We start from the raw sequence: 23,404 nt of genomic DNA, 5'->3' as shown, positions 1-23,404 counted from the left end.
ACATGTGCCTTAAGATCTCTAATAGTAGACTTGATCTGGTAATGGTTTATACGAGCGCGATCCATGGTGAAAAATGAAGCCACGTTGCTGGCGAGCGATTCTGTGAAGTAACCATTCTTGGCTTCAATGGTGAATGAACTGAATAGTTAACAATTTTATAGACACCTTGAAGTTAGATAAAATGACTAATAAACAAGGTGCTTATGAGCAGTAAAAGATACCCAGAAGAGTTCAAAATTGAAGCAGTTAATGTCGCAGAAAGTTTCTTCCAGTTATTAAAGCGGGAACGAATTAAAAAGAAAATTTACACAACTAGGTCTGAAGCGAGGACAGATATCTTTGAATATAATGAGCTGTTCTACAATTCAAAATGCAGACAAGGTTTTAACGGTCAGCGTTCTCCATTAGAGTACGAATTGGAGCAGCCAAATTTAATTGGCTACATTTATCTATTGAATACACATTCAAGTAACCGAATCGTCATTTAAAATATTTATTGAACTATCAATAACACCTTTAGCTTGTAAAGAAGCGAGTTCTTCTCGAGTTTTATACTGTAATAAAATCTTTAGCATATGTTCACCCAACTGTGGCGCAGCATGCTTATATTCAATCGGTGTATTAGATAACTTTATCGGTGAACCAATCATTTTAAATTGATCATTCAACGGATGTGCAACATCCACCACCATATTCCGAAACTGAATTTGTGGTTCATGCAGTGCATCTTCTATCAAGTTAATCACCCCGACTGGCACTTTTACTGCATGAATTGCCGCTACCCAATCTTGTGCATTTTTAGTCAAGAAGTACTCTGACAGCAATGGAATCAATTCATCACGATGCTTAACCCGATCCTGATTATGTTGGAACTTTTTATCTTCTAATAATTTAGGAAGCTCAATGGCAATGCATAAATCTTTAAATTGCTTATCATTGCCACAGGCGATAATAAACTCTTTATCTTTGGCTTTAAATGTTTGATAAGGAACAATATTCGGATGATTATTCCCCATGCGCTTTGGAGCAACACCAGAAGTTAAATAATTCATGCCCTGATTGGCCAGTGTAGCCACCTGTACGTCTAATAAGGATAAATCGATATATTGCCCACAACCAGTGTGTTGGCGAGCAAGTAAAGCCGCCTGAATGGCAACGGTTGCATACAGCCCCGTTTGAATATCGACCACAGCTACACCGACTTTTTGTGCACCTCCACTGGGTGATTCATCCTTTTCACCCGTAATACTCATTAATCCGGACATACCTTGAATAATAAAGTCATACCCCGGCTCTTCTGCACGCGGTCCAGTTTGACCGAATCCGGTAATCGAGCAATAGACCAAGTTTGGATTAAGCTGATTTAAAGATGCATAATCTAAACCGTATTTTTCCAATGAGCCTGCTTTATAGTTTTCAATCACTACATCGGCAGTTTTAGCAATTTCACGAATCAGTTCCTGCCCTTGTTCAGTTGCAATATCGATAGCAACTGAATATTTGTTGCGGTTGGTACACTGGTAATAGCCCGATTCACGGGTGGCAGCACCCTCATTATCCAGCATCCACGGTGGTCCCCACATACGGGTGTCATCTCCCACTTTTGGGCGTTCAATTTTAATCACTTCAGCACCTAGATCTGCCAAAATCTGTCCACACCATGGACCTGCTAGTACGCGGCTTAAATCCAGTACCCGTATTCCTTGTAATGCACCCATGTTCTACTCCAGAAGCCAGCAGAGGAAGCTGCTGGCCATTTTTATTATTTAGCGGTAATGGTTTTGTTGATTACTTCCACACTATTCGATGTTTTTTCTTCCGCATTTGTGACCATCACTAATGAAGATTGCTGTGGATCATACTGCCGTTCACGGATAAACAAGCCTGGAATAACACCCGCAATAAAGTAGGCTGTACCCATTACAATAAATGCCATAGTGAATGAACCGCCTGCCGCAATAATCCCGATGGTAGCAGGTGCAATCGCAGCGCCTAAACGTCCCATGTTATACGCACCGCCAATGGCTGTACCACGAACATCGGTCGCGAAGGTTTCCGCCATATAGGTTGCATTTACACCGTATGGAATTCCATAGAGGAAACCAAAGGTAATTAATAAATAAGCAATATTGTTTGGTGTATTGTAGAAAATAATCACTGGTAAAAATGCAGCTGTCGCAACTGTACCAAAGACAAAAGTTACCCGGCGACCCAATTTATCTGCCGCATAACCTGCAATAATTTTCCCTAGAATCATTGCTGTATATGCACCCACCATGTAGCCTGTTAAAGCTTTGAAGTTCATATTCAGTTCTGTTTCTAAATAGGTTGGCATCCAGTTATTGACACCATAGTAGCCAAACTGTAAGAAGGCAGCCGTGGTCATCCACAGCAAAAACATTTTGCGGTGCTGAGTATGGCCAAAAATACGTTTATACACACTTTCAGAGGGAGCCTTTGCAATGATTGCTTCAGCTGTAGGTTCAATTTTCAATTCTTTGCGTTTAAATTGTTCTATTTTTGCTTCTTGCCAAGATGCAGGTTCAGGTACAAAACGCATGAAAATAAGTGCAAATGCTGCTGGAACAATCGTGACATAAAACAACATACGCCAGCCATGATCAGGAATAATTGCGCCCGCCAACAACGTCGCCACGATATAACCAATGGTTTGACCTGTCTGTAATGTGCCTAAAACGGTGGTGCGATACTTTGTTGGTACATATTCAGCCATCAGTGTATTACACGCCATGTATAACGAACCTAATCCAAATGCGCCAATAAACCGCAAAATCATGAACTGCTCATAACTTTGAGTGAAGCCCAGAATACAGGTCATAATTGAAAAGAAAACCACAGACCAGGCGATAGTTTTGACACGACCGAATTTGTCACATGCCCATCCACCCGTAATTCCACCAAGCGCCATTCCCGCTAGTGATGAACTTCCTAGCATACCGGCTTGAAATGAAGTTAGACCAAACTCAGCCTTTAAACTGGTCAAACTGAATGACAACAGCATGATATCTACACCATCAATTACCAGAGAAATAAATGCAAAAACAAATGCAATTTTCCAGGTGTTTTTATGAATGCGGTGCACTGTACCTATATTGGATGGTAATTTTCTGCTGAGCGTTCCTGCTCCAGCCTGTATATCATTATTCATTTCCATATCCCTCATTTTCCCAAATGAGTCATCGGCAGTCCTATTATTTCTCTACATTTGCCTTAGGTTCTTTATTATTTTTCTATCGTTCCATTTGAACTTTAAGCTTGCAAACGCACAGATTTACAAGAATGTTTCACGATGAATCCTTTAATTTAAGTTAATTATTGATTTTTTTGAGACAAAAAAGTCTCAAGGATGCCTATGAATAGACATCCTGAATTGAAGAACTAAATTAGTTACCGAATGCGGCAATTCCAGTTTGTGAGCGTCCTAAAATTAACGCATGAACATCATGGGTACCTTCATAGGTATTAACTACTTCCAGATTAACCAGATGGCGTGCTACGCCAAATTCATCAGAGATCCCGTTACCACCCATCATGTCACGTGCCAGACGTGCAATATCTAGAGCTTTACCACAGTTGTTACGCTTAATTAAAGACGTACCTTCGACTGATGCGATACCTTCATCTTTCATACGACCAAAGCGTAAAGCCACCTGTAAGCCGAGTGCAATTTCAGTTTGCATATCGGCCAGTTTTTTCTGGATCAACTGATTGGCAGCAAGTGGCCGGCCAAACTGTTTACGATCCATGGTGTATTGATATTCTGCTGCGCCCATGGCCCCCCAAGCAATCCCGTAACGCGCACTGTTCAGACAGGTAAATGGACCTTTTAAGCCACGGACTTCTGGAAATGCATTCTCTTCCGGTACAAACACGTTATCCATCACAATTTCACCAGTGATCGATGCACGCAAGCCGACCTTGCCATGAATCGCAGGTGCTGAAAGCCCTTCCCAGCCTTTTTCCATGATAAATCCGCGAATGTCACCGACATTACCCTCAGCGGATACTTCCTTGGCCCAGACCACGAATACATCTGCTATCGGACTATTGGTAATCCACATTTTTGCGCCAGTTAAGCGATAACCGCCTTCGACTTTTTTAGCACGGGTAATCATGCTGCCCGGATCCGAACCATGATCTGGTTCAGTCAAGCCGAAACAGCCAATAAACTCCCCTGTGGCTAATTTTGGTAAATACTTCTGTTTTTGCTCTTCAGAACCAAATTCATGAATCGGCACCATGACCAGTGAACTTTGTACGCTGGCCATTGAACGATAACCTGAGTCGACTCGCTCGACTTCACGTGCAATCAGGCCATAGCTGACATAATTTAAACCAGCACCACCGTACTGTTCAGGAATGGTTGGACCCAGCAACCCTAATTCACCCATTTCACGGAAAATAGCTGGATCAGTTTTTTCATGGCGGAACTGCTCTAATACCCTTGGCATCAGCTTGTCTTGACAGTAAGCAGCTGCTGCATCACGAATCATGCGCTCCACTTCTGTGAGTTGCTGTTCTATCAGAAACAGGTCTTGCCAGTTAAAATTTGATTTACTTACTTTTTTAGAATTTACCATTTGATTCATAGTGTCCTCACCAACCTTTAAGTCCATGTGTTGTATTATTCTTGGATTGACTGTATGCGTGAATCGTCTTTCTTTCAAACAATAAATATGCATGCAGTTATGCGTTTTCCGCATACTTTATTTAATTTAAAATTCTTAAACTTAAATTATCAGGATGATTGAAGGTTTTTACACTTAAGTTGTATAGTCATAACATAATGATATGTAATTTATTGATATCTTAATATTTTCAAGGATGATCTATGCGCCGCAAAATTCCTTCTTTGCAAGCACTTTTATGTTTTGAATCGGCAGCACGTCATGCTAGCTATACGCATGCATCCCAATAACTGTTTTTAACTCAAAGTGCTGTTTCGAGACAAATACAACAACTAGAAAACTATTTAGATGTTCCCTTATTTACCCGAACACGCCATGGCGTAGAATTAACATATGTAGGCCAACAATATTTCAAAAGTATTACGCCCTATCTAAAGGGATTAGAACAGACCACACTAGATGTTATTGCGCACAAAGGACAAGGAGGTACTTTAAAACTAGGAGTGGTGCCTACATTTGCTACACGCTGGTTGTTACCAAAGTTACAAACCTTTAATCAGATCTATCCTGAAATTACTGTCCATTTAGAAACTAGTACACGACCTTTTGAACCGTACCGAGATTGTAGGAGACACATTTTCTTGAGAGAATGTCGCTATGACAAGATTAAAATACACCGCAGAAATCAAAGAACGAGCAGTACGTTTGCTGCTTGAATCTGAACAAGATTATCCTTCTACTTGGGCTGCAATTACAGCTATTGCTCCTAAAATCGGTTGTACCCCTGAAACTTTGCGTGCTTGGCATCAAAAACATAAACAACTACAGAATCCAGCCGTAGTGCAACTTCTGTCAGATCAACAGCGTATCAAACAACTAGAACGTGAAAACAAAGAGCTACAACGAGCCAATGAAATTCTTCGTAAGGCAGCTGCTTTTTTCGCACAGGCGGAGTTAGGCCGCCCACACAAATAATGGTTGATTTCATTCGTGATCATAAAGCCCTGTATGGTGTTGAAGCGATTTGTCAAATATTGCCAATTGCCTCATCCACTTACTATCGCCAGCTTGATCTAGTACAGAACCCTGAAAAGCGTTCGAAACGAGATTTACACGATCAACATTATGCTGAGCAAATTAAGTTAATTTGGCAAGAGAGCCATGGGCGTTATGGCATTCGTAAAGTTTGGCAACAACTTAAACAAGAAGGATATTCTATTGCCCTCTGCACGGTAACACGCTTGATGAAACAACTTGAAATACAAGGTGTATGGCGTGGTAAGAATAAGCGTACGACACATCATGATGATCAGCAAAAAAGAGCTGATGATTTAGTTAAGCGTGATTTCACAGCTCAACATCCCAACAACCTTTGGGTCGCTGACTTTACCTATATTCAGACTCATTCTGGGTGGGTATATACGGCATTTATCATTGATGTGTTCTCACGAGCAATCGTTGGTTGGAAAGTTTCCACCCGAATGAATACCGATATGGTACTTCATGCCCTTGAGCATGCACTCAATAGTCGGGGTATGCCTAAGAATGTGATTCATCATAGTGACCGAGGGGTGCAGTATCTTTCAATCCGCTATACTCAGCGATTGGAAACTGCGAACTTAAGAGCCTCTGTAGGAACAACGGGAGACTCGTATGATAATGCACTGGCTGAAACAGTGAATGGTTTATATAAAACGGAGGTGATTGAATATTTGAAATCTGATTGGTTAGGCTTAGCTGATGTTGAATTAGCTACATTGAATTGGGTAGACTGGTTTAACAAAAAGCGGCTACATAGTTCTATTGGCTATGTTTCACCATTTGAGTTTGAAAATATGTACTATGATAAAATCAACACCTTAGATTGTGTTGCATAACTTAAATAAACTGTCTCCGATATAGTCGGTACGGTTCAAGGTGGTGTGGTTGCCTTCTTTGGTGATGACCACTCTTGTAAATCGTCAAGTATTCCACACCAGTCAGAACACGTGATGATTGGTTGTGGCATTCCAATTTTTTACCCGACTTCAATACAGCAAGTTCTTGATTTAGGTGTACATGCGGTCGCCATGTCACGCTTTTCGGGTGTATGGACGTCGATGAAGTTGGTCAGTGAAATTGTCGAAACCTCGGCTTCTGTTCATGTGGATTTAGATCGAGTTACTCCTGTTTTACCCCAAAATATTCAAATGCCTGAAGATGGTGTCAACATTCGTTGGCCTGATCACGGCATTCAACAAGAAGAACGTCTTTATCAATATCGCTTACCCGCTGTATTGGCTTATGCACGTGAAAATCAACTAAATCAGGTGACATGGCATTGTCCTGATGCGCGTATTGGCATTGCAGCAAGTGGTAAAGGTTATTTAGATACGATTGAAGCGTTACGTATTCTCGGAATTGAAGATGAAACATCGCAACAGCTCGGACTGCGAGTGTATCAAGTAGCATTAATTTGGCCTTTAGAACCGCAAGGTCTGCGTGAATTTGCCGAAGGTTTAGAAGAGCTGATTGTTGTAGAAGAAAAACGCCCTATTCTTGAAGCTCAAATTAAAGATGAACTCTATGCACTTCCAGATGGCAAACGCCCTCGTATCATCGGTAAAGCTTGTGATGGCAAAGGTGAATGGAGTACATCGATTGATGAAGCGCCTTTGATTGGTCACTATGAGTTCCAACCTGAACCGATTGCAAAAATGTTGGCAGCTCGATTCTTAAAATTAGATCTTCCAGAAAGCTTAAAAACACAGATTGAAAATAGAGTTGAGTTATTACAAAAAGCAGAGTACGAGTCACGGCGTGTTCTGGATATTGCAGAACGTAAACCATTCTTTTGTAGTGGTTGCCCTCACAACTCATCCACAGTATTACCCGAAGGTAGTCGTGCATTAGGTGGAATCGGTTGTCATTTTATTGCTGTTTTACAAAATCATGGAACAGAAACATTCTCGCAAATGGGGGGTGAAGGTGTGAGTTGGGCGGGCGCTTCTCATTTCACCAATGAAAAGCATATTTTTGCCAATCTAGGCGATGGAACCTATTTCCATTCAGGTTATCTTGCTATACGTCAAGCGATCGCAGCAAAACTCAATATGACCTACAAAATTCTCTATAACGACGCAGTGGCAATGACGGGAGGACAGCATGTCGATGGTCATCTCAGCGTGGCACAGTTAACCCGACAACTTGATGCGGAAGGCATCACAAAACAAGTCATCGTCACGGATGAACCTAGGCTGATTCATGCCGAAGAAGGTATTGCTGCTCATGTCGAGATTTACCACAGAAATGAGCTAGACGATGTGCAACGCAAATTACGTGAAATTTCTGGGGTTACGGCGTTAATTTATGTTCAAACCTGTGCCAGTGAAAAACGTCGTCGTCGTAAACGCAATGCTTATCCTGATGTTGCTGAACGCATTTTTATCAATAGTGAGATTTGTGAAGGTTGCGGTGACTGTTCTAAACAATCGAACTGTTTATCGATTGAACCCGTTGAAACGGTATTAGGAACCAAACGTCAAATTAATCAAAGCAGTTGTAACAAAGACTTTTCTTGTGATGAGCAAATCTCCGCAACTAAAATCCCTGCGGGACAATGTGATGTTTTAATCGGTGCAGATGCGATTGTTGCAGGCAGTAATGCGGCACTTTCTCGTCTAAAATCTGATGCTGTTATCATCGTCAATGAAGATAGTTCCCCTACTTCTGATTTCCTTCAATCTCGTGTTTGGTATGCGCCAATTACAGATTTGATTCACCGACTTCGTGGTCGAACGACTCAAGGAAAACTCACTTCTTTACCTGTAACACGTATTGCCACACAGGTTTTAGGTGATGCAATCTTTGCAAATCAAATCTTACTTGGCATGGCTTGGCAAGCAGGTCAAATTCCGTTGAAACGTGAAAGTCTTGAAAAGGCAATCCATTTAAATGATACGGCTACTGAAAAAAACCTTGAAGCTTTCCGTATCGGTTGTCATCTGATGAGTGATCCTGACTTAGCCAAACGCATTATTGCAACGATACCAACGACGAATAAACCAACCACGCTGGCTGAACTCATTCAAGATCGCTCTGCTCGTTTGGTTGAGTATTGGAATCAAGATTATGCAGCTCAGTATCGAACTCTGATGGAACAAGCTACCAAAGTTTTACCCGAAGAATTAACTGGAACCATTGCGACACAATTATATAGAGTCATGGCGTATAAAGATGAATATGAAGTTGCACGCTTACTCACAGGAAAAAGCTTTAAACAATCGATTGAAACCCAGTTTGGTCAAGGTTTACGTTTAACCTATCACTTAGCACCACCAGCTTTGGGTGCTCATGGCAGCATACGCAAACGTGCTTTCGGATATTGGATGCGTATTCCGATGATGATTCTTGCTCGCCTACAATGGCTTCGAGAAACGTTCCTTGATCCATTTGCTTTACAGCAAGAACGTCAAAAAGAACAGGCTTGGCGTGATCGTTATATCGCATTTGTCAAAGCCATCAGTTCTGAACCTGAAAATTATGACTTATCTGTTGCTGAACAAATCGCTCAATTACCAGCAGATGTACGTGGTTTTGGTCATGTCAAAATGCAAGCAATGGACACAGCGATTCAACGTTGGGATGAGCTTGCATTGAGTCTTGGTAAAGATCATGAATAAAGGAAAGAGCTTTATCTAATTAAGTAGCTGATGCAGGATCAAACTGGGGTTGTATTAATCATGTTCAGCTACTTAATATTTATTTTCTGATTTGAAATTAGAATTCACAATTAGATAGCGGAGGTTCTTTTTATGATGAATACGTTAGTAAGAATCTTTCAATATCTCTAATCATATCTATTACATCTTCTTTTGAAAATTGATCAACATTTCCATGAGCAGCATTATTTCTCACATCTGCTAATGCTGTAATCTTTTTTTGTTGAAGAATATTATAAACATCTGCATTTTTTAATGCAGCATTAAGCACATCCAATTTTTTAGACTTAGTCGAATCAGGTAGATAAATATCTATACCATTGTTTTTACAAAGTTCTTTAATTGACGTTTCTAATACCACACCTGCCGTAACCGCAGCAGCTACCAAATAGCCAGAATCAAAAAAGTGTTTAGCTTGATCTAACTCACTATCAAATACTTCAGATTGAACTAGCTGTTTGATAGTAATTAAAAAACCATTTTTTAAATCGTCTTCAGCAGCTCTTAAAATTGGAATTACACGATTTAATATTGATTTATTGGTATCAGCCATTCCTGCTTTAAGATTTGTTTTAAACTGAGATAAATAATGTGATTCTTCACCACAAGTAATACTTAAAATATTTTTAGATTTCATTTGCCATTCAATAAAATCTGAATTTAGTTCTGCATTATAACCAGATCCACTACTCTCAAATTTTTGATAAATTGAATTACCTTCATTTACTAATGAAGAAAAGCGATCTAGTATTTTTTGGGCCATATTTTTCTCAAGTATTAAGTCATTCTTCTTAAATAGAATATCTAAAGACGGTAGCTAACACAACGCCGTTGTTGCCACAAATCAGCACCGTAAATTTAAAAATTATAATTCACGGTGCCGATTATCCTAATCATCAATTCCTGATGAAATGCTTAATAATTGCTAACTCTCGCTAACTTTAAATTTTAAAAAACCAATCTATGTCATGAATTATTCAGCATTCCTATGATCAAACTAAACGTATAATATTGAACATGCTTTAATACTTACATCTGCTATGAAAAATCCGTTTTCTGACAACGCCCAAATTAGTGTAGTTTCCTCTTTCTCTGAACTTATCAATTCAAATTTTCACGGCGATATGAATGCCCTTTGCTGGCATAGAAATTTGGTTGGAGATTTTAAAGAAATTGTGGCTAAACTAGAGTTAAAAGAAAATATTACAGAAGTTTCCGTTGAAGATCTTTTAGCATTGCAACTTTCAGAACATGGTGATTTTGCACGGGAAATTATTTTAAGCGATATACTGCTTTTAACTGATTTTGGCGCATCCCCTTCGCTTAATTTACTAAAATATTATGAGCGTGATGACGAGCTAGATTTTATTTCAACAGATGTATATTCGTTTCATATTGACCGCTCACCGATTGAAACAGATACTTTCTTATGCACCTACCACGGCGCTGCAAGTGATATCGTGGCCAATGATCAGGTAGAGCAAAAGATTTTGATTCCTGAAATCAGAGAAAAACTCAAAGAACTACATGATGGCCCAGAAACTGAATTTGAAACTTTCCTAGAAGAGTATTTCTTTGATCTGCATTATCAGCCTAAACCGAATGCTAAACCTGTGAATTTAGGCTTAGGACATCTTTGGCGACTGGCAGTAGATCATCCAACGCAAAAGGTCTTGCCCTGTATACATAGAGCGCCTATCGAAAAGGATAGTGAATATAGATTGCTATTGATTTGTTAAATATTTATTCGATATAGAATCGATGAGTTTGATCTATTTATAGACGGTAAAAAGCACCTTAAATTTTTAAGGTGCTTAGGTGAAAAAGTTGCTATGCAAGTTCGCAGTTATTGATATTAGTAATCCCAGAAAATGCGTTGAATTTCCTTTGCATCTTTGGTTTTTGTTAAAGCAAGTGCAGCAAGTAATTTAGCTTTTTGCGGGTTAAGATCATGTGCGACGACCCAACCATATTTGTCATCTGGTTGTTCTGCATTTCTAAGAACAAAACCTTGAGGCACGCGAGATGAACGAATAATTTGTACACCTTGTTTTTGTAAGTCAGTTAAAGTTGGGACAATATAATTGGCTACCGAGCCATTCCCTGTACCTGCATGAATAATAGCTTTTGCCCCTGCTTTCGCATAAGCCGTGTATGCATCTGGCAACATATTGCCTGAACCATAAACAATTTGTACCAGCGGTAAGCTATCACCTTTAATGTTTTCAATATTAAATTCTGAGCTCTTATTATGACGTTTCGCTGTATTTCTAAACGGCTTTGTTGCACAAAGATTTCATAACTATATGATTTTAAAAGTTTTGATTATTTTTTGATCCAAAATTAAATTTATTTAAATCAGATGCTTACATATTTATGCAACAAAGCCTTTAAGAACTGTGATCGACATAAAACACAATTTCTACATCTATACAATCCTATCTTTTTCCAGTAATTTTACTATGGTATGAATAATGCTAAGAATAAAATGACTCAAAAAGGATGACCTATGAAAAAAACGATTTCAGCTTTGACACTCAGTTTAAGCCTATTACTCCCATGTGTAGCATTTGCCAAAAATAATGTCGTTGTTGTCGCTACTGGTGGAACGATTGCAGGTGCTGGTGCAAGCTCTACCAATAGTGCAACCTATACTGCGGCAAAAGTTCCTGTAGATGCATTATTAAATGCAGTTCCCCAGATTCAAAACCTTGCCAATGTAACTGGTGTGCAGGCAATGCAAGTTGCATCAGAAACTATTACGGATAAAGAATTATTATCCCTTGCACGTCAAGTCAATGACTTACTTAAAAAGCCTGATGTGAATGGTGTTGTGATTACACATGGAACAGACACCCTAGAAGAAACAGCTTTCTTTTTAAATTTAGTGATTCATTCAGACAAGCCAATTGTATTGGTTGGGTCAATGCGTCCAAGTACCGCACTTTCTGCAGATGGCCCGTTGAATCTTTATAGTGCGGTTGCGGTTGCTGCTGATGATAGTGCAAAAGGTAAAGGAACTTTTGTGCTCATGAATGATGACATTTTTGCAGCACGAGATGTTTCAAAAACAATTAATATCCATACTAATGCATTTATGAGCCAATGGGGTGCGCTTGGAACCTTAGTTGAAGGAAAACCATATTGGTTTAGAAAGGCTTTGTTGCATAAATATGTAAGCATCTGATTTAAATAAATTTAATTTTGGATCAAAAAATAATCAAAACTTTTAAAATCATATAGTTATGAAATCTTTGTGCAACAAAGCCTCTAGAAGTTCACAGTCCATGAAAATTGTGCTGTACGTGGTGTACCCAGAAATAAATAGTCATCCCCGAAAAAGCTTCCTGCATCTCGCCAGTATTTTTTATTGAACAGGTTGTCCACATTCAAGCGAAGCATATTGTCATAACCATAAGCACGGAAGTTATAAGCTGCACCCGCATCGAATACGGTATAGCCTGAAACTTTAACCGTCCCCGTTTTGTTGGCATATTTACTGCTGCTGTATTGCATACCTGCGAGTAAACGTAAACCTTCTACTTGAGGCATTTGATAAGACACATGACTGGCAAAACGAACCGTCGGTACGTTTTGAGTTTGATGTCCTTTATAAGCATCTACCTGTATATCTTCCAAACGTGAACGGGTCAGAGCCAAAGTCGATGTCATATCTAGATTTTCAGCAATGCGACCTTGCAAGCCCAATTCCAAACCTAGATTATGCTGTTCACCATCGGTGACATAGTAATTGTCTAAGTTGGTATATTGATGGTCTTGTGTTAAGTCAAACAATGCGGCAGTAAACAGTAGCTCTTGCCATTGCTGTTTAAGACCTAACTCATATTGAGTTGAGCGTCTTGGTGCTAAAGTTTCAAAGGCATTTCCTACGATGCCTTTATCCGGATTACCATAGGCAGACCATGGCGCTTGACTGCCGTCGCTGATTCCTTTGGCATAAGAAGCATACAGATGAGTGTTCTGCCAAGGCTGATACATCAACGCAAGCTGTGGCAAGAAGCGATTGAAGTCGGTATCACGAAGACTGTTGCCATTCGCAGCATAGGCACTTTCATTTAAATGTAAAAGCTTACCGCCTAGCAAAACTGACCAAGTATCATTAAATTCAATTTGATCCAACACATTGAGAGCTGTTTGTTGACTATCCAATGATTTGTAATGATTACCTAAATCTCTGTCATTCGGTGTGTGAGTAATAGGATCATTATAAATATTTCCAGCGCCAACATTCACCATACTATAAGTAGATTCATACTGAGTATGACGTTTGTAAGCATGTGATAACTCTAAACTCAGGCTATGTTGCCATGCTCCAGTGTTGAATGCTCCGTTTAAGCCCGTTTTAAATTGATTGGTCAGATAGCTATCATCTGGGCTGCGGAAATCATAAATGTCATAGTTACCATCAGTATCAAAGGTATAGGCAAAAGCTGAGTAATCATCTACGACCACACGGCTTTGTGAAGCCGACAGATTGCTACTCCAGTTATCATTGATTTGATAACTATATTTAAGACTCGTATTTAGACTTTCATTAGTGACAGGTTTACTCCAGCTTTGATAGCCTAGCAAACGATCCCATTCCACTCCTGTCGGTATAGTTTCACCGCCCAATAGCTGATAGCCCGGTACCGAACGCTGTTTTTGACGCTGTGATTCAAGATCAAATTCAAGTTTTGAACGATCTGAAATTTTCCAGTCTAAAGCCAAGGAACCAAACAAACGTATACCGTCAGCATGTTCAACATAGGGATGAATGTCTTCATACGCTGCATTCACACGATAACCAAACTGTTGATTGTCTCCAAGCCATCCACCAAAGTCTGTTGCCACACGACTACCGCCATGACTATCTGCTTCAAGAGTTAAAGATTGGACATCTTTGGGGCGTTTACTTACATAATTCACGACTCCACCTGGGGTCGACATCCCACTTTGAATCGCGCTCATGCCTTTGAGTATTTCGACTTGCTCTTTATTTTCAAGCGCTACATTTTGCTCACCGCGTAGCAAATTACCGTTCAATAAATAACTGGATCCCGCATTTAAGCTAAATCCACGCATCACAAAGTTTGCATAGTAACCAATGGGTGCATAGCCATCCCCAACGGACGCATCGTTCTTTACCACATCGCTTAGTGTTTTAGCATGTTGATCTGCGATCAGTTCAGCAGTCACGGTGTGAATAGATGCTGGAATGGCTGCAAGGTTTTGCTGACCAAACCCAGACAAATTAACTTTGGGTTGATAATAAGCCAGTTGTTCAGTTTGAGCCGTGGTTGTAATGGTTGCGAGTTGCTCCACATCACTCTCTTCTGCCGCATGTACCCATACCGAGTTCAGACCTAGACATGAAAATGAACCAACCGCCAATAATGCTTTTTGTAAACGAGAAAATGGATACGTTTTCACTGTCGTTGCTAACCCCAAAAGATAAATTTACAGCCTGAATTTTGCGGCATGAGTATTCACAATTTTTGTAGAATGAACAAGCACATTATTCAACATATCTCAGCTTTTTTTAAATTATTGGGAGATAGCTTTGAGTGTGTAGGTTTAGAAATTGAGTTTATAGTTTAACCGCTTGCTTTTAAATTATAACTTTGATCTGCGTTCCATATCTTCAGTCGTATTTGATACAGCATATGGTATTGGGACTTTAGCTGACTTGAAACAGTGTTTTGTGGATTGGAACCTAAAAGCTTAGGTTGATTTATTTCAATTTTTTAAGCCATTTTTCGTTTTTAAAATGATTTTTTAAATACAAATTTATTAAAATGTTATAACATAACAATACAAAATCTAAACTACTCTCCTTCATGATGAATAAATTCTCCATTCTATCTTCTAGTTTATATTTAAGCCTACTGAGTTCTTTCACTTGGGCCGAAACTTCAACAGAAGTACTCCAGACCATCCAATTGCAAGCCGAAACTGAGGGTGAAAACCTTCAACAAAGCACCGCAATGACTAAGTTTTCACATGACATTTTAGACGTGCCATTTAGTCGAAGTGTGTTTTCCAAAGCGTTAATTCAGCAACAAGATGTGCAACGTATTGACGATGCACTCACACAAGTGAGTGGGGTCTATAGTCAAACCAATTATGGTGGCGGCTTTTGGGATAACTTTTCATTTAGAGGTTTTAGTACAGACCCCAATATTGGGGCACAAATCATCAGAAATGGTCTGAGTGTCAACCGTGGTCTCAGCGCTCCGCGAGATATGGTGAATATTGAATCTCTCGACTTTTTAAAAGGTCCAATGGCTGCGCTCTATGGCCGCGGGGAAGCTGGCGGTCTACTGAATATCAACACTAAAAAGCCTGAATGGGAACGTTCTTCAGAAGTGAATTTACGTGCCAATAGTTTAGAAAAATACCGTGCTAGTTTTGAACATACTGCCCCAATCAGTGATGCTGTGGCTTATCGTATTGCGGTCGCACATGAAGATAATCAAAGTTTTCGTGATCATGTGCAGAGTGAGCGTTGGTTTTTCTCCCCCCAACTCACATGGAAAATTTCAGATTCAACCCAATTAGATTTTGACAGTGAATTTACCCGACAAGATGGAACCTTCGACCGTGGTGTAAGTAGTTATCAAAAACAATTTGTGATGGACCCCAAAACATTTACAGGCGAACCTGATGATGGTGATCATATTCAAAAAGATCATTTCTATCAGCTTCGACTTGCACATCAGTTTAATGATGACTGGAAAATGAATAATGCTCTTAGTGTGAAAGATACTCAGCTCAAAGGCTTTTCCAGTGAACCTCGTCGTATTCAAAGTGATGGGCAGACATTAGAGCGCCAGCGTCGCTACCGTGACAATAAAAGTGATGACTTTCTCTTTCAAACAGAAGTTCTTGGGACGATCCAACAAGACTGGGCCCGTCATGAAGTACTTTTGAGCACAGAACTTGGGCAGATGAAGTATCGTCAATTACAACTGCGTCGAAACCACAGTAGTAGCGTGCCAAATAGCATTGATATCTATGATCCTATTTATGGACAATACTTACCCGAGCTTCCACTTTTCATTAACACCGAAGAACAGCAACGCTATTTTGCACTGAATCTACAAGATCAAATTTTCCTCAATGATCAATGGAGTGTGCTGTTTGGTGCGCGCTTTGATCACGTCACCCAAGACTTTCAAAATAAACTTGCAGGTACATCCAGTAAAAAGGATTTACAACAAACCAGTCCACGCTTGGGTTTAAACTATCGACTGAATGATCGTTGGTCATGGTATGCCAACTATGGAGAATCCTTTGCGCTCAACAGTGGCATGGACCGAAATGGCGATATGTTTAACCCTGAAAAAGGAAAAAGCTATGAGATTGGTGGGAAATATCGGATTACCCCACAGAGTTTGTTGAGCTTAGCCCTCTTTAAAATGGATAAAGAGAATGTCTTAACCACAGATCCAGCAGATAGTAACTATCAAATTACCGCTGGAGAAGTCTCAAGTAAGGGGCTAGAGCTCGATCTAGAGACACAGCTCAATGATCAATTCTCTATACGTGCCAATTATAGCTACACAGACGCCCAAGTTGAAAAAGACCAAATTCTTGCTAAAGGATCACGACTCAGCAATGTGCCGAGGCACAGCGGCTCTATCAGTAGCAACTATGAATGGACCCTTGCCAATGCAGACAAAGTTGGACTCGGTGCAACGGCAATCTATGTGGGCAAACGTAGTGGACACAGTACAGATAACGGCTTCAACTTACCTGAGTATACTTTGTTGAATCTAAATGCTTATTATGCGCCAACAGATCAGCTACGTTATCAGTTCAATGTGCACAATCTCTTAGACGAAACGTACTATGTTGCAAGTTATAGTGATATGTGGATTCAACCCGGCGATCCTTTAAATGCATCTGTCTCGGTGCAATGGAAGTTTTAAGGTTTATACAACCAGACTTGTTTCGTTAGGAGTCAAGTCTGGTGTTAGAAAAATAAGATTCTGATTAGTTTCTGAAGTATTAGCTGCCTTAGTTTTCTTTAGCGTTACTATGTACTTACTTCAAAAAGTATTCCCAAATGATAAATCCAAGAAAAAATCCAAGAAACGAATATAAAGTAATGATAAAGAATACAAACCAAGCTCTATTTTTCTTCAGTAAAAAGTTCATTTTCAATACCTCAACGCTCTATCTATATTCATTATTCTAAGGTGTCCTATACGAAAGGACAGATACAGTTCTTTGTGAAAAAAATATAACAGACTATAACAGTTTTGCCATTTTAACTCCCAAAAGTGATCAGACTGATATCAAGTATTATAAAAAAGTATGAGGAGACTATTTTGCCTCCCCATGCTTCAACTGATTAAGGGATTAAACTTTCGTTTCTTTTTTTGCATTCATCCAACGATACAACACTGGCAATAGCACCAAGGTCAATAACGTCGAAGAAATAATTCCACCAATCACCACGGTCGCCAGTGGACGTTGAACCTCTGCTCCTGTGCCTGTGGCAAGCGCCATCGGCACAAAACCTAAGGACGCCACACAAGCGGTCATTAAAACAGGCCTTAATCGCAAAATCGCTCCCTGCCAAACGGCTTCATGTAAGCGGTATTGCCCTCTTAACTCTTTAATGAAGGTCAGCATGACCAAACCATTTAAAACGGCAACGCCAGACAAGGCAATGAAACCAATGCCCGCCGACATTGACAAAGGAATGTCTCTTAACCACAAGAAAAGCACACCACCAGTTAGGGCAAATGGAACACCCGTGAACACCAGCAAGCTTTCTTTGATGTTATGGAAAACAGCCATCAGCAAAATAAAGATCGTCAATAATGCCAGTGGAATCACAATCTGCATTCGAGCCTGTGCCGAGGCCAAATTTTCAAACTGACCCCCATACTCAATCCAGTATCCACTTGGTAGAGGATACTGCTTAAGCTGATTTTGTACCTCTGTGACAAAAGAACCTAAATCGCGCCCTTCCACATTCGCCGTGACAATCACACGACGTTTGCCATTTTCACGGCTGACTTGATTGATGCCATCCATCATTTTTACAGTGGCAATATCGGTGAGTAAAATACTGCCACCATTTGGAAGATGTATTGGCAGTTGCGCAATCCCATTGACACTACGATCTTGCTCACTGAGCCGAATGACAAAGTCAAAACGGCGGTCGCCCTGTAAAATTTCACCAACATTTTGCCCACCAATGCTGGCTGACACATAGTCTTGTATAGTTTTGACACTTAGGCCATATTGGGCTGCCAAGCTTTTATCAATTTCCACATTGAGCAAAGGTAAACCCGATGTTTGTTCAACTTTAACGGCGGTACTGCCTGAAACTTGTTGAATCAATTTACTGATTTTTTCAGCTTCCGCATTTAATACTTGCATATCATCGCCAAAGATTTTGACACCGACATCGCTACGTACACCCGATATTAACTCATTGAAACGCAGTTCAATTGGTTGAGAAAACTCACTGTTGTTACCGGGCAATGTTGCTAAATAGGCCTGCATGCGGCTACGCAATTCATCCAGTGTTTCTTTTTGATTTGGCCATGCATCACGGGGTTTCAGCATGACGTAACCATCAGAAATATTTGGAGGCATTACATCGGTCGCCACTTCTGCAGTGCCTGTCCGCGCAAAAATAGCGTGTATTTCAGGGAATTTTTTCAAAAGTAGCTTTTCTGTATTTTCCTGAATACGAAGTGATTCTTCTAAGCCTGTGCTTGGTGAGCGCAGTTGCTGTACAGCAAAGTCACCTTCACTCAGTTGCGGTGCAAACTCACTGCCGATACGCGTTGCAAGTAATCCTGTCAACATCAACAAGCACAGTGCAAAGGTTAAAACCACCGCTTTATACTGATAGGCACAGTCCAATACCCGCTCATATCGCTCCTTTAGCCACAGCATCCAACGGCTTTCAGTTTCTTTAATGTCCCCTTTAACAAAAAGTGCGACAGCCGCAGGCACAAAGCTGATCGACAAAATAATGGCCGCAACGAGTGCAAGTACAACCGTCAAAGCCATTGGGTGGAACATTTTTGCTTCTACACCAGTCAGTGCAAAAATCGGTAAATACACCACCAAAATAATCAGCTGACCAAAAATGAGTGGGCGACGGGCTTGGCGCGCTGCCAAAAACACTTCTTTAAAACGTTCCGACTGAGTTAACGGGCGTTTGAGTAACTGCTGTGCATGGGCTAAACGCCGAATACAGTTTTCAACAATCACCACTGCGCCATCGACAATAATGCCGAAATCCAATGCCCCTAAACTCATTAGGTTGGCACTGATGTTCTGCTGTGCCATACCCGTTAAAGTAAATAGCATAGACAGTGGAATAACACAGGCCGTAATTAACGCCGCACGAATATTACCCAAGAATAAAAAGAGGATCACAATCACTAAGATTGCGCCTTCAACCAAGTTCTTTTGCACCGTTTTAATGGCTTTTTCCACCAAAGTCGTGCGATCATAAACCGTTTCTATTGTGACACCTTGCGGTAAACTACTTTGCACCTCCTGAATTTTGGCATCTACAGCTTTAGACACCGTTCGACTATTTTCCCCCATCATCATCATAGCGATGCCGAGTACAGTTTCTTCGCCGTTATAGGTTGCTCCTCCTGTTCGGAGGTCATGATCAATTGAAACCTGCGCAATATCCGCGACACGAATGGGGTTCCCATTTGGGCTGGCAACCGTTGTATTTTCAATGTCTGCAAGACTGTTGAGTGTCCCCGGAACACGCACTGTGAGCTGCTGACCATTTTCCTCAATATAACCAGCGCCACGGTTTTCATTATTTTCCTGTAAAGCAGTTTGTAGTTGGCTTAAGGAAATATTCAACTGTTGCATACGGTTTAAGTCGGGAGCAACCACATAGGTTTTATTAAACCCGCCAATACTGTTGACCTCGGCAACCCCCGCAACACGTTGCAATTGTGGACGAACGATCCAATCTTGGATCTCCCGCAAGTCCATCGCGCTATAAGCCGTACCATCCACTTTTTTGGCATTCGGTTCAGCTTTAATGACCCATTGATAAATTTCACCTAAACCCGTCGAAACTGGTGACATGGTTGGGGAAACATCGCTAGGTAAGTCCGCTTTGACCTCTTGCACCCGTTGATTAATCTGCTGACGTGCCCAATAGATGTCTGTGCCATCCTCAAATACAATAGTGACTTGGGACAAACCATAGCGTGAAATAGATCGAGTCAGCTGTAAATCTGGAATACCCGCCATTGCAGTTTCAATTGGATAGGTAATCCGCTGCTCAACCTCCAATGCGGTAAAACCATTGGCTTGGGTATTAATTTGTACTTGCGTATTGGTAATATCGGGCACTGCATCGATCGGCAGTTTTTGATAGCTATAAACCCCGACCGCAATCCATGTACAGACAAAGAGCATGACCCAAATTGCATTTTGAATAGAGAACTGAATAATTCGTTCAAACAAACCCTCAGGCTTGGGTAAATCATGATTAGTGTGCATGATCAGCCTCGCCTTTTTCTAATTCAGACTTAAGAACAAAGCTGCCTTGACTGACATAGCGTTGTCCTGCTGTTAGGCCTGAAATCACTTCCACCCATTGAACATCATTTGAAGCTTGCCCAAGTTGAACGGGCTGCGCTTTCAAATGCACTTGTCCTTTTTGTTCAGCGTCGACCACAAATACCGAAGTTTGACCTTCAATGTTTTGAATAGCACTTTTATGGACGCGAAGTGCTGTTTTTGAACTGGTATTGTCTAAAAAGATATTCACTAAAACATTTGGACGTAGTTCAGCCGCTTGGCTTTTTAATTTAGCACGTACCACCAAGCGTCCTGTTTGTGCATCGGCTTGAGAGGTTAAGCTTTGGATAATGGCTTCATATTTTTGTTCAGAAGCATTCGGCTTAAATGTCAGACTCTGATTGGCTTGTAACTGACCTGAGTACTGAGCAGGCAGATTAAACTCAAGCCATAACTCTTTAAATTGTTCAATCACAAAAAGTTGATCGGCCAATTGTACGTTTTCACCCACTACGATATCTTTTTGGCTAATCACACCTGAAATGGGTGCTTTAATGGCAAAACGACCATTTACCCCACCTGTTGCCCCTAGGGCGTTTAAACGGCTTTGCACCGATTGCACAGTAATCTGCGCTTGTCGGTAAGCATTTTCTGCCCGTTGGTAGTCTTGCTTGGCAGAAATGCCCTGTGACCATAACTGCTGTTCACGTTGATAATCTTGACGTGCCAAATCCAAACTGGCTTGAGCCATCCGCAAATTGGCTTGTTGATCAATCAGTTCAGGGACAGACAGTACAGCTAAGGTTTGTCCTTTTTGTACGTTTTGACCAAGTTCAACATTCACCTGTTCCACATGCCCACCAAAGTTTGGCGAAATGTGTGCTTGCTGATCGGTATTGACCACAAGCTTTCCGGGTAGAACGGTAACTTGAGACACCACACCTTGTTGAGCTGAAGCGATTTGAATGCCTTGCTCTGTCAGTTGCTGTGCCGTCAGTTGAATTTCACCTTCCTCGGCATGTCCTTTTTCGGCCTCGGGCTCATCCGAATGTTCAGATTCTTCATGCGCATGTTCATCAGTGGTTGTATCTTTCGAGCTAAACCAAATTCCAACAGCGATGAGAAATGTAATGAGGAGCAAAAGCCCAATCATCAATGGCTGTGATATTTTTCCAAATTGGTTTTTTAGTTGCATATTATTGTGCTCCGCCAAGGATGAGGTCTTGTATTTGTGCGATTGAATTTTTACTGATTTGGCTATAAGCATCTGAACTACTGATCTGCTCATAGCTAGTACCGAGGCTGAGTGCTTCTGCGCTCAATGCAGTCTGCCAAGCTTGACGTAATAACTGCAACTGCCCAAGGCGTATGCTTTGCAGCTGTAAGTTGGCTTGTTGAATGTCGGTAATGGACAGCTTTCCCGCTTTAAAACCTTGCAGCGTGCGGACTTGCACTTGTTCTGCCAAAGACGTTTGTTGACTCATCGAACTAAACTGTTTATTTAGTCCTTTGAGTTCATGCATGGCATTGGCGATATCTAAAATTTGCTGTTTTAACTCACGCTGTTGCTGCTGATTCAACAGGCTTTGCTGACGCTGGGCCATCGGAATGCTGTATTGCTGACGGTTAAAAATATTCAGCGGAATATCCACGCCGACACCTAATGTGGTATCGCTACTTTCATTCGGTGCTTGGCTCCGTTTCATGCCGACATTTAAGGTCGGATTGGGACGTGCCTGCACTTTTAAACTTTCAATGTTTAAATTGGACTGTTGAATGTTCAGTGCATATAGCTTTTCCAACCAACCTTCAGCAATATAGCGCTGTACTGTGGCATCGCTTTGATCTGGCCATGGCATTGAGGTCGCATTGAGTTGAATATCGGCTTTGGTTTCGCCCCAAAGGTTTGAGAGTTGACGCTGTGCTACTTGTTCTGACAGTACCGCTTGTTGGTATAAGCGCTGCATATCCAAACTTTCGATTTGCGCACGTTCATAGTCAACCAAAGCAATACTGCCCGCCTGATAACGTTTTTTGGCACTGTCTAAATTGTTTTGACTCACTTTGAGTTGTGCTGCGTACAGCGATTTTTCAACTTGTGCCAAAGCCAACTGAGACCATGCAAATTTCACCACCAATTGGCTTTGTGCTGTCCACAGTTGTTGTTGTAACTGTCCTTGTTGCTGCGCTGTTTCTGCGAGTTTTTGATTAAGCTTACGCTGTCCAAAAACATCTAAGGGCTGACTGATGGCAATACTGAGCTCTTGATTGGTATTTGAACCCAAACCATCTTGATTGATATTTAAGCTAGGATTTTGCCATAGGCCACTGTTTTTGATGTTCAGCTCTGAAATGCTTTGACGCTGTTGTCCAATTTCACTTTGGTTTTGATAGCGCTCTACTTTTGCTAAAGCTTCATCCAAAGTCTTGATCGGTTCGGCAAAACTCCATTGCATTGCGGCTGTTGTTATGCCCACAGCAAGGGCTTGGCGTATAAACGCCTTAAATTGATTCGACATG

The 23,404-nt window shown here is 40.9% G+C and carries 12 protein-coding genes, 5 pseudogenes and 1 other annotated feature; of the genes and pseudogenes, 7 read left to right on the top strand and 10 right to left on the bottom strand.

Annotated features, from left to right (window positions below; all coding sequences use genetic code 11):
- Positions 1-251: 251 nt before the first annotated feature.
- A pseudogene (locus AC4MC0_RS08365) lies at positions 252-488 on the top strand (IS3 family transposase); the annotation flags it as partial.
- On the opposite strand, the gene AC4MC0_RS08360 reads toward AC4MC0_RS08365, so the two are convergent.
- The 3 genes from AC4MC0_RS08360 to AC4MC0_RS08350 all read right to left on the bottom strand — a co-directional run bounded on the left by AC4MC0_RS08360 (position 465) and on the right by AC4MC0_RS08350 (position 4,610).
- Positions 465-1,718, bottom strand: a complete 1,254-nt coding sequence (locus AC4MC0_RS08360) for a CaiB/BaiF CoA transferase family protein (RefSeq protein ID WP_336000561.1) — start codon at positions 1,716-1,718, stop codon at positions 465-467. The pseudogene AC4MC0_RS08365 and the gene AC4MC0_RS08360 overlap by 24 nt on opposite strands.
- Positions 1,719-1,762: 44 nt before the next feature.
- Complete coding sequence (locus AC4MC0_RS08355; RefSeq protein WP_336000563.1) at positions 1,763-3,169, bottom strand: MFS transporter; 1,407 nt, start codon at positions 3,167-3,169, stop codon at positions 1,763-1,765.
- Positions 3,170-3,404: 235 nt separating this feature from the next.
- Positions 3,405-4,610: an acyl-CoA dehydrogenase gene (locus AC4MC0_RS08350; protein ID WP_491887485.1), complete on the bottom strand. Its 1,206-nt coding sequence runs from the start codon at positions 4,608-4,610 to the stop codon at positions 3,405-3,407.
- Between the two features lie 242 nt (positions 4,611-4,852).
- Between AC4MC0_RS08350 and AC4MC0_RS08345 the strand changes: the two are divergent.
- The 3 genes and pseudogenes from AC4MC0_RS08345 to AC4MC0_RS08335 form a co-directional block, all read left to right on the top strand.
- Positions 4,853-5,257: pseudogene (locus AC4MC0_RS08345) on the top strand (LysR family transcriptional regulator); the annotation flags it as partial.
- A 49-nt stretch (positions 5,258-5,306) separates the two neighbouring features.
- Positions 5,307-6,526, top strand: a protein-coding gene (locus AC4MC0_RS08340; protein WP_491887414.1) for an IS3 family transposase whose coding sequence is annotated in 2 segments (ribosomal slippage) — positions 5,307-5,583 and positions 5,583-6,526 — 1,221 coding nt in all. Because the reading frame shifts where the segments join, the coding sequence is not laid out codon by codon here.
- Positions 5,582-5,698 (top strand) — a sequence feature (AL1L pseudoknot). (Overlaps the previous gene by 117 nt.)
- 27 nt (positions 6,527-6,553) lie before the next feature.
- Positions 6,554-9,310: pseudogene (locus AC4MC0_RS08335) on the top strand (indolepyruvate ferredoxin oxidoreductase family protein); the annotation flags it as partial.
- Between the two features lie 130 nt (positions 9,311-9,440).
- On the opposite strand, the gene AC4MC0_RS08330 reads toward AC4MC0_RS08335, so the two are convergent.
- Positions 9,441-10,112, bottom strand: coding sequence for a DUF4145 domain-containing protein (locus tag AC4MC0_RS08330; protein WP_176537661.1), 672 nt, complete (start codon positions 10,110-10,112; stop codon positions 9,441-9,443).
- A 277-nt stretch (positions 10,113-10,389) separates the two neighbouring features.
- On the opposite strand from AC4MC0_RS08330, the gene AC4MC0_RS08325 reads away from it, so the two are divergent.
- Complete coding sequence (locus AC4MC0_RS08325) at positions 10,390-11,088, top strand: DUF1826 domain-containing protein (RefSeq protein ID WP_335997058.1); 699 nt, start codon at positions 10,390-10,392, stop codon at positions 11,086-11,088.
- A gap of 116 nt (positions 11,089-11,204) precedes the next feature.
- On the opposite strand, the pseudogene AC4MC0_RS08320 reads toward AC4MC0_RS08325, so the two are convergent.
- Positions 11,205-11,624: pseudogene (locus tag AC4MC0_RS08320) on the bottom strand (L-asparaginase family protein); the annotation flags it as partial.
- Positions 11,625-11,858: 234 nt separating this feature from the next.
- Here AC4MC0_RS08320 and AC4MC0_RS08315 point away from each other — a divergent pair.
- Positions 11,859-12,512 (top strand): annotated as a pseudogene (locus tag AC4MC0_RS08315) (asparaginase); the annotation flags it as partial.
- Positions 12,513-12,619: 107 nt separating this feature from the next.
- On the opposite strand, the gene AC4MC0_RS08310 reads toward AC4MC0_RS08315, so the two are convergent.
- Positions 12,620-14,782 carry a TonB-dependent siderophore receptor gene (locus AC4MC0_RS08310; RefSeq protein ID WP_491887484.1) on the bottom strand — a complete coding sequence of 721 codons (2,163 nt, stop codon included), beginning with the start codon at positions 14,780-14,782 and terminating at the stop codon, positions 12,620-12,622.
- A 407-nt stretch (positions 14,783-15,189) separates the two neighbouring features.
- On the opposite strand from AC4MC0_RS08310, the gene AC4MC0_RS08305 reads away from it, so the two are divergent.
- Entirely contained in the window at positions 15,190-17,283 is a 2,094-nt protein-coding gene (locus AC4MC0_RS08305; RefSeq protein ID WP_491887483.1) for a TonB-dependent siderophore receptor, read from the top strand.
- Positions 17,284-17,398: 115 nt separating this feature from the next.
- Here the strand turns inward: AC4MC0_RS08305 and AC4MC0_RS08300 are convergent, their stop codons facing one another.
- The 4 genes from AC4MC0_RS08300 to AC4MC0_RS08285 all read right to left on the bottom strand — a co-directional run bounded on the left by AC4MC0_RS08300 (position 17,399) and on the right by AC4MC0_RS08285 (position 23,403).
- Entirely contained in the window at positions 17,399-17,512 is a 114-nt protein-coding gene (locus AC4MC0_RS08300) for a hypothetical protein (protein ID WP_010326689.1), read from the bottom strand.
- Between the two features lie 204 nt (positions 17,513-17,716).
- Positions 17,717-20,863 (bottom strand): efflux RND transporter permease subunit, encoded by a 3,147-nt coding sequence (locus tag AC4MC0_RS08295; RefSeq protein WP_491887482.1) that lies wholly within the window; start codon positions 20,861-20,863, stop codon positions 17,717-17,719.
- The gene (locus tag AC4MC0_RS08290) at positions 20,853-22,079 is read right to left on the bottom strand and encodes an efflux RND transporter periplasmic adaptor subunit (RefSeq protein ID WP_004693166.1); all 1,227 of its coding nucleotides are present in this window, start codon (positions 22,077-22,079) and stop codon (positions 20,853-20,855) included. The genes AC4MC0_RS08295 and AC4MC0_RS08290 overlap by 11 nt, the downstream gene beginning before the upstream one ends.
- Before the next feature lies 1 nt (position 22,080).
- Complete coding sequence (locus AC4MC0_RS08285; protein WP_491887481.1) at positions 22,081-23,403, bottom strand: TolC family protein; 1,323 nt, start codon at positions 23,401-23,403, stop codon at positions 22,081-22,083.
- Between the last annotated feature and the right edge of the window lies 1 nt (position 23,404).

The organism is Acinetobacter sp. CAU_H_S139_7 (assembly GCF_058599305.1).
This window is presented reverse-complemented; position numbering and strand designations above follow the sequence as displayed.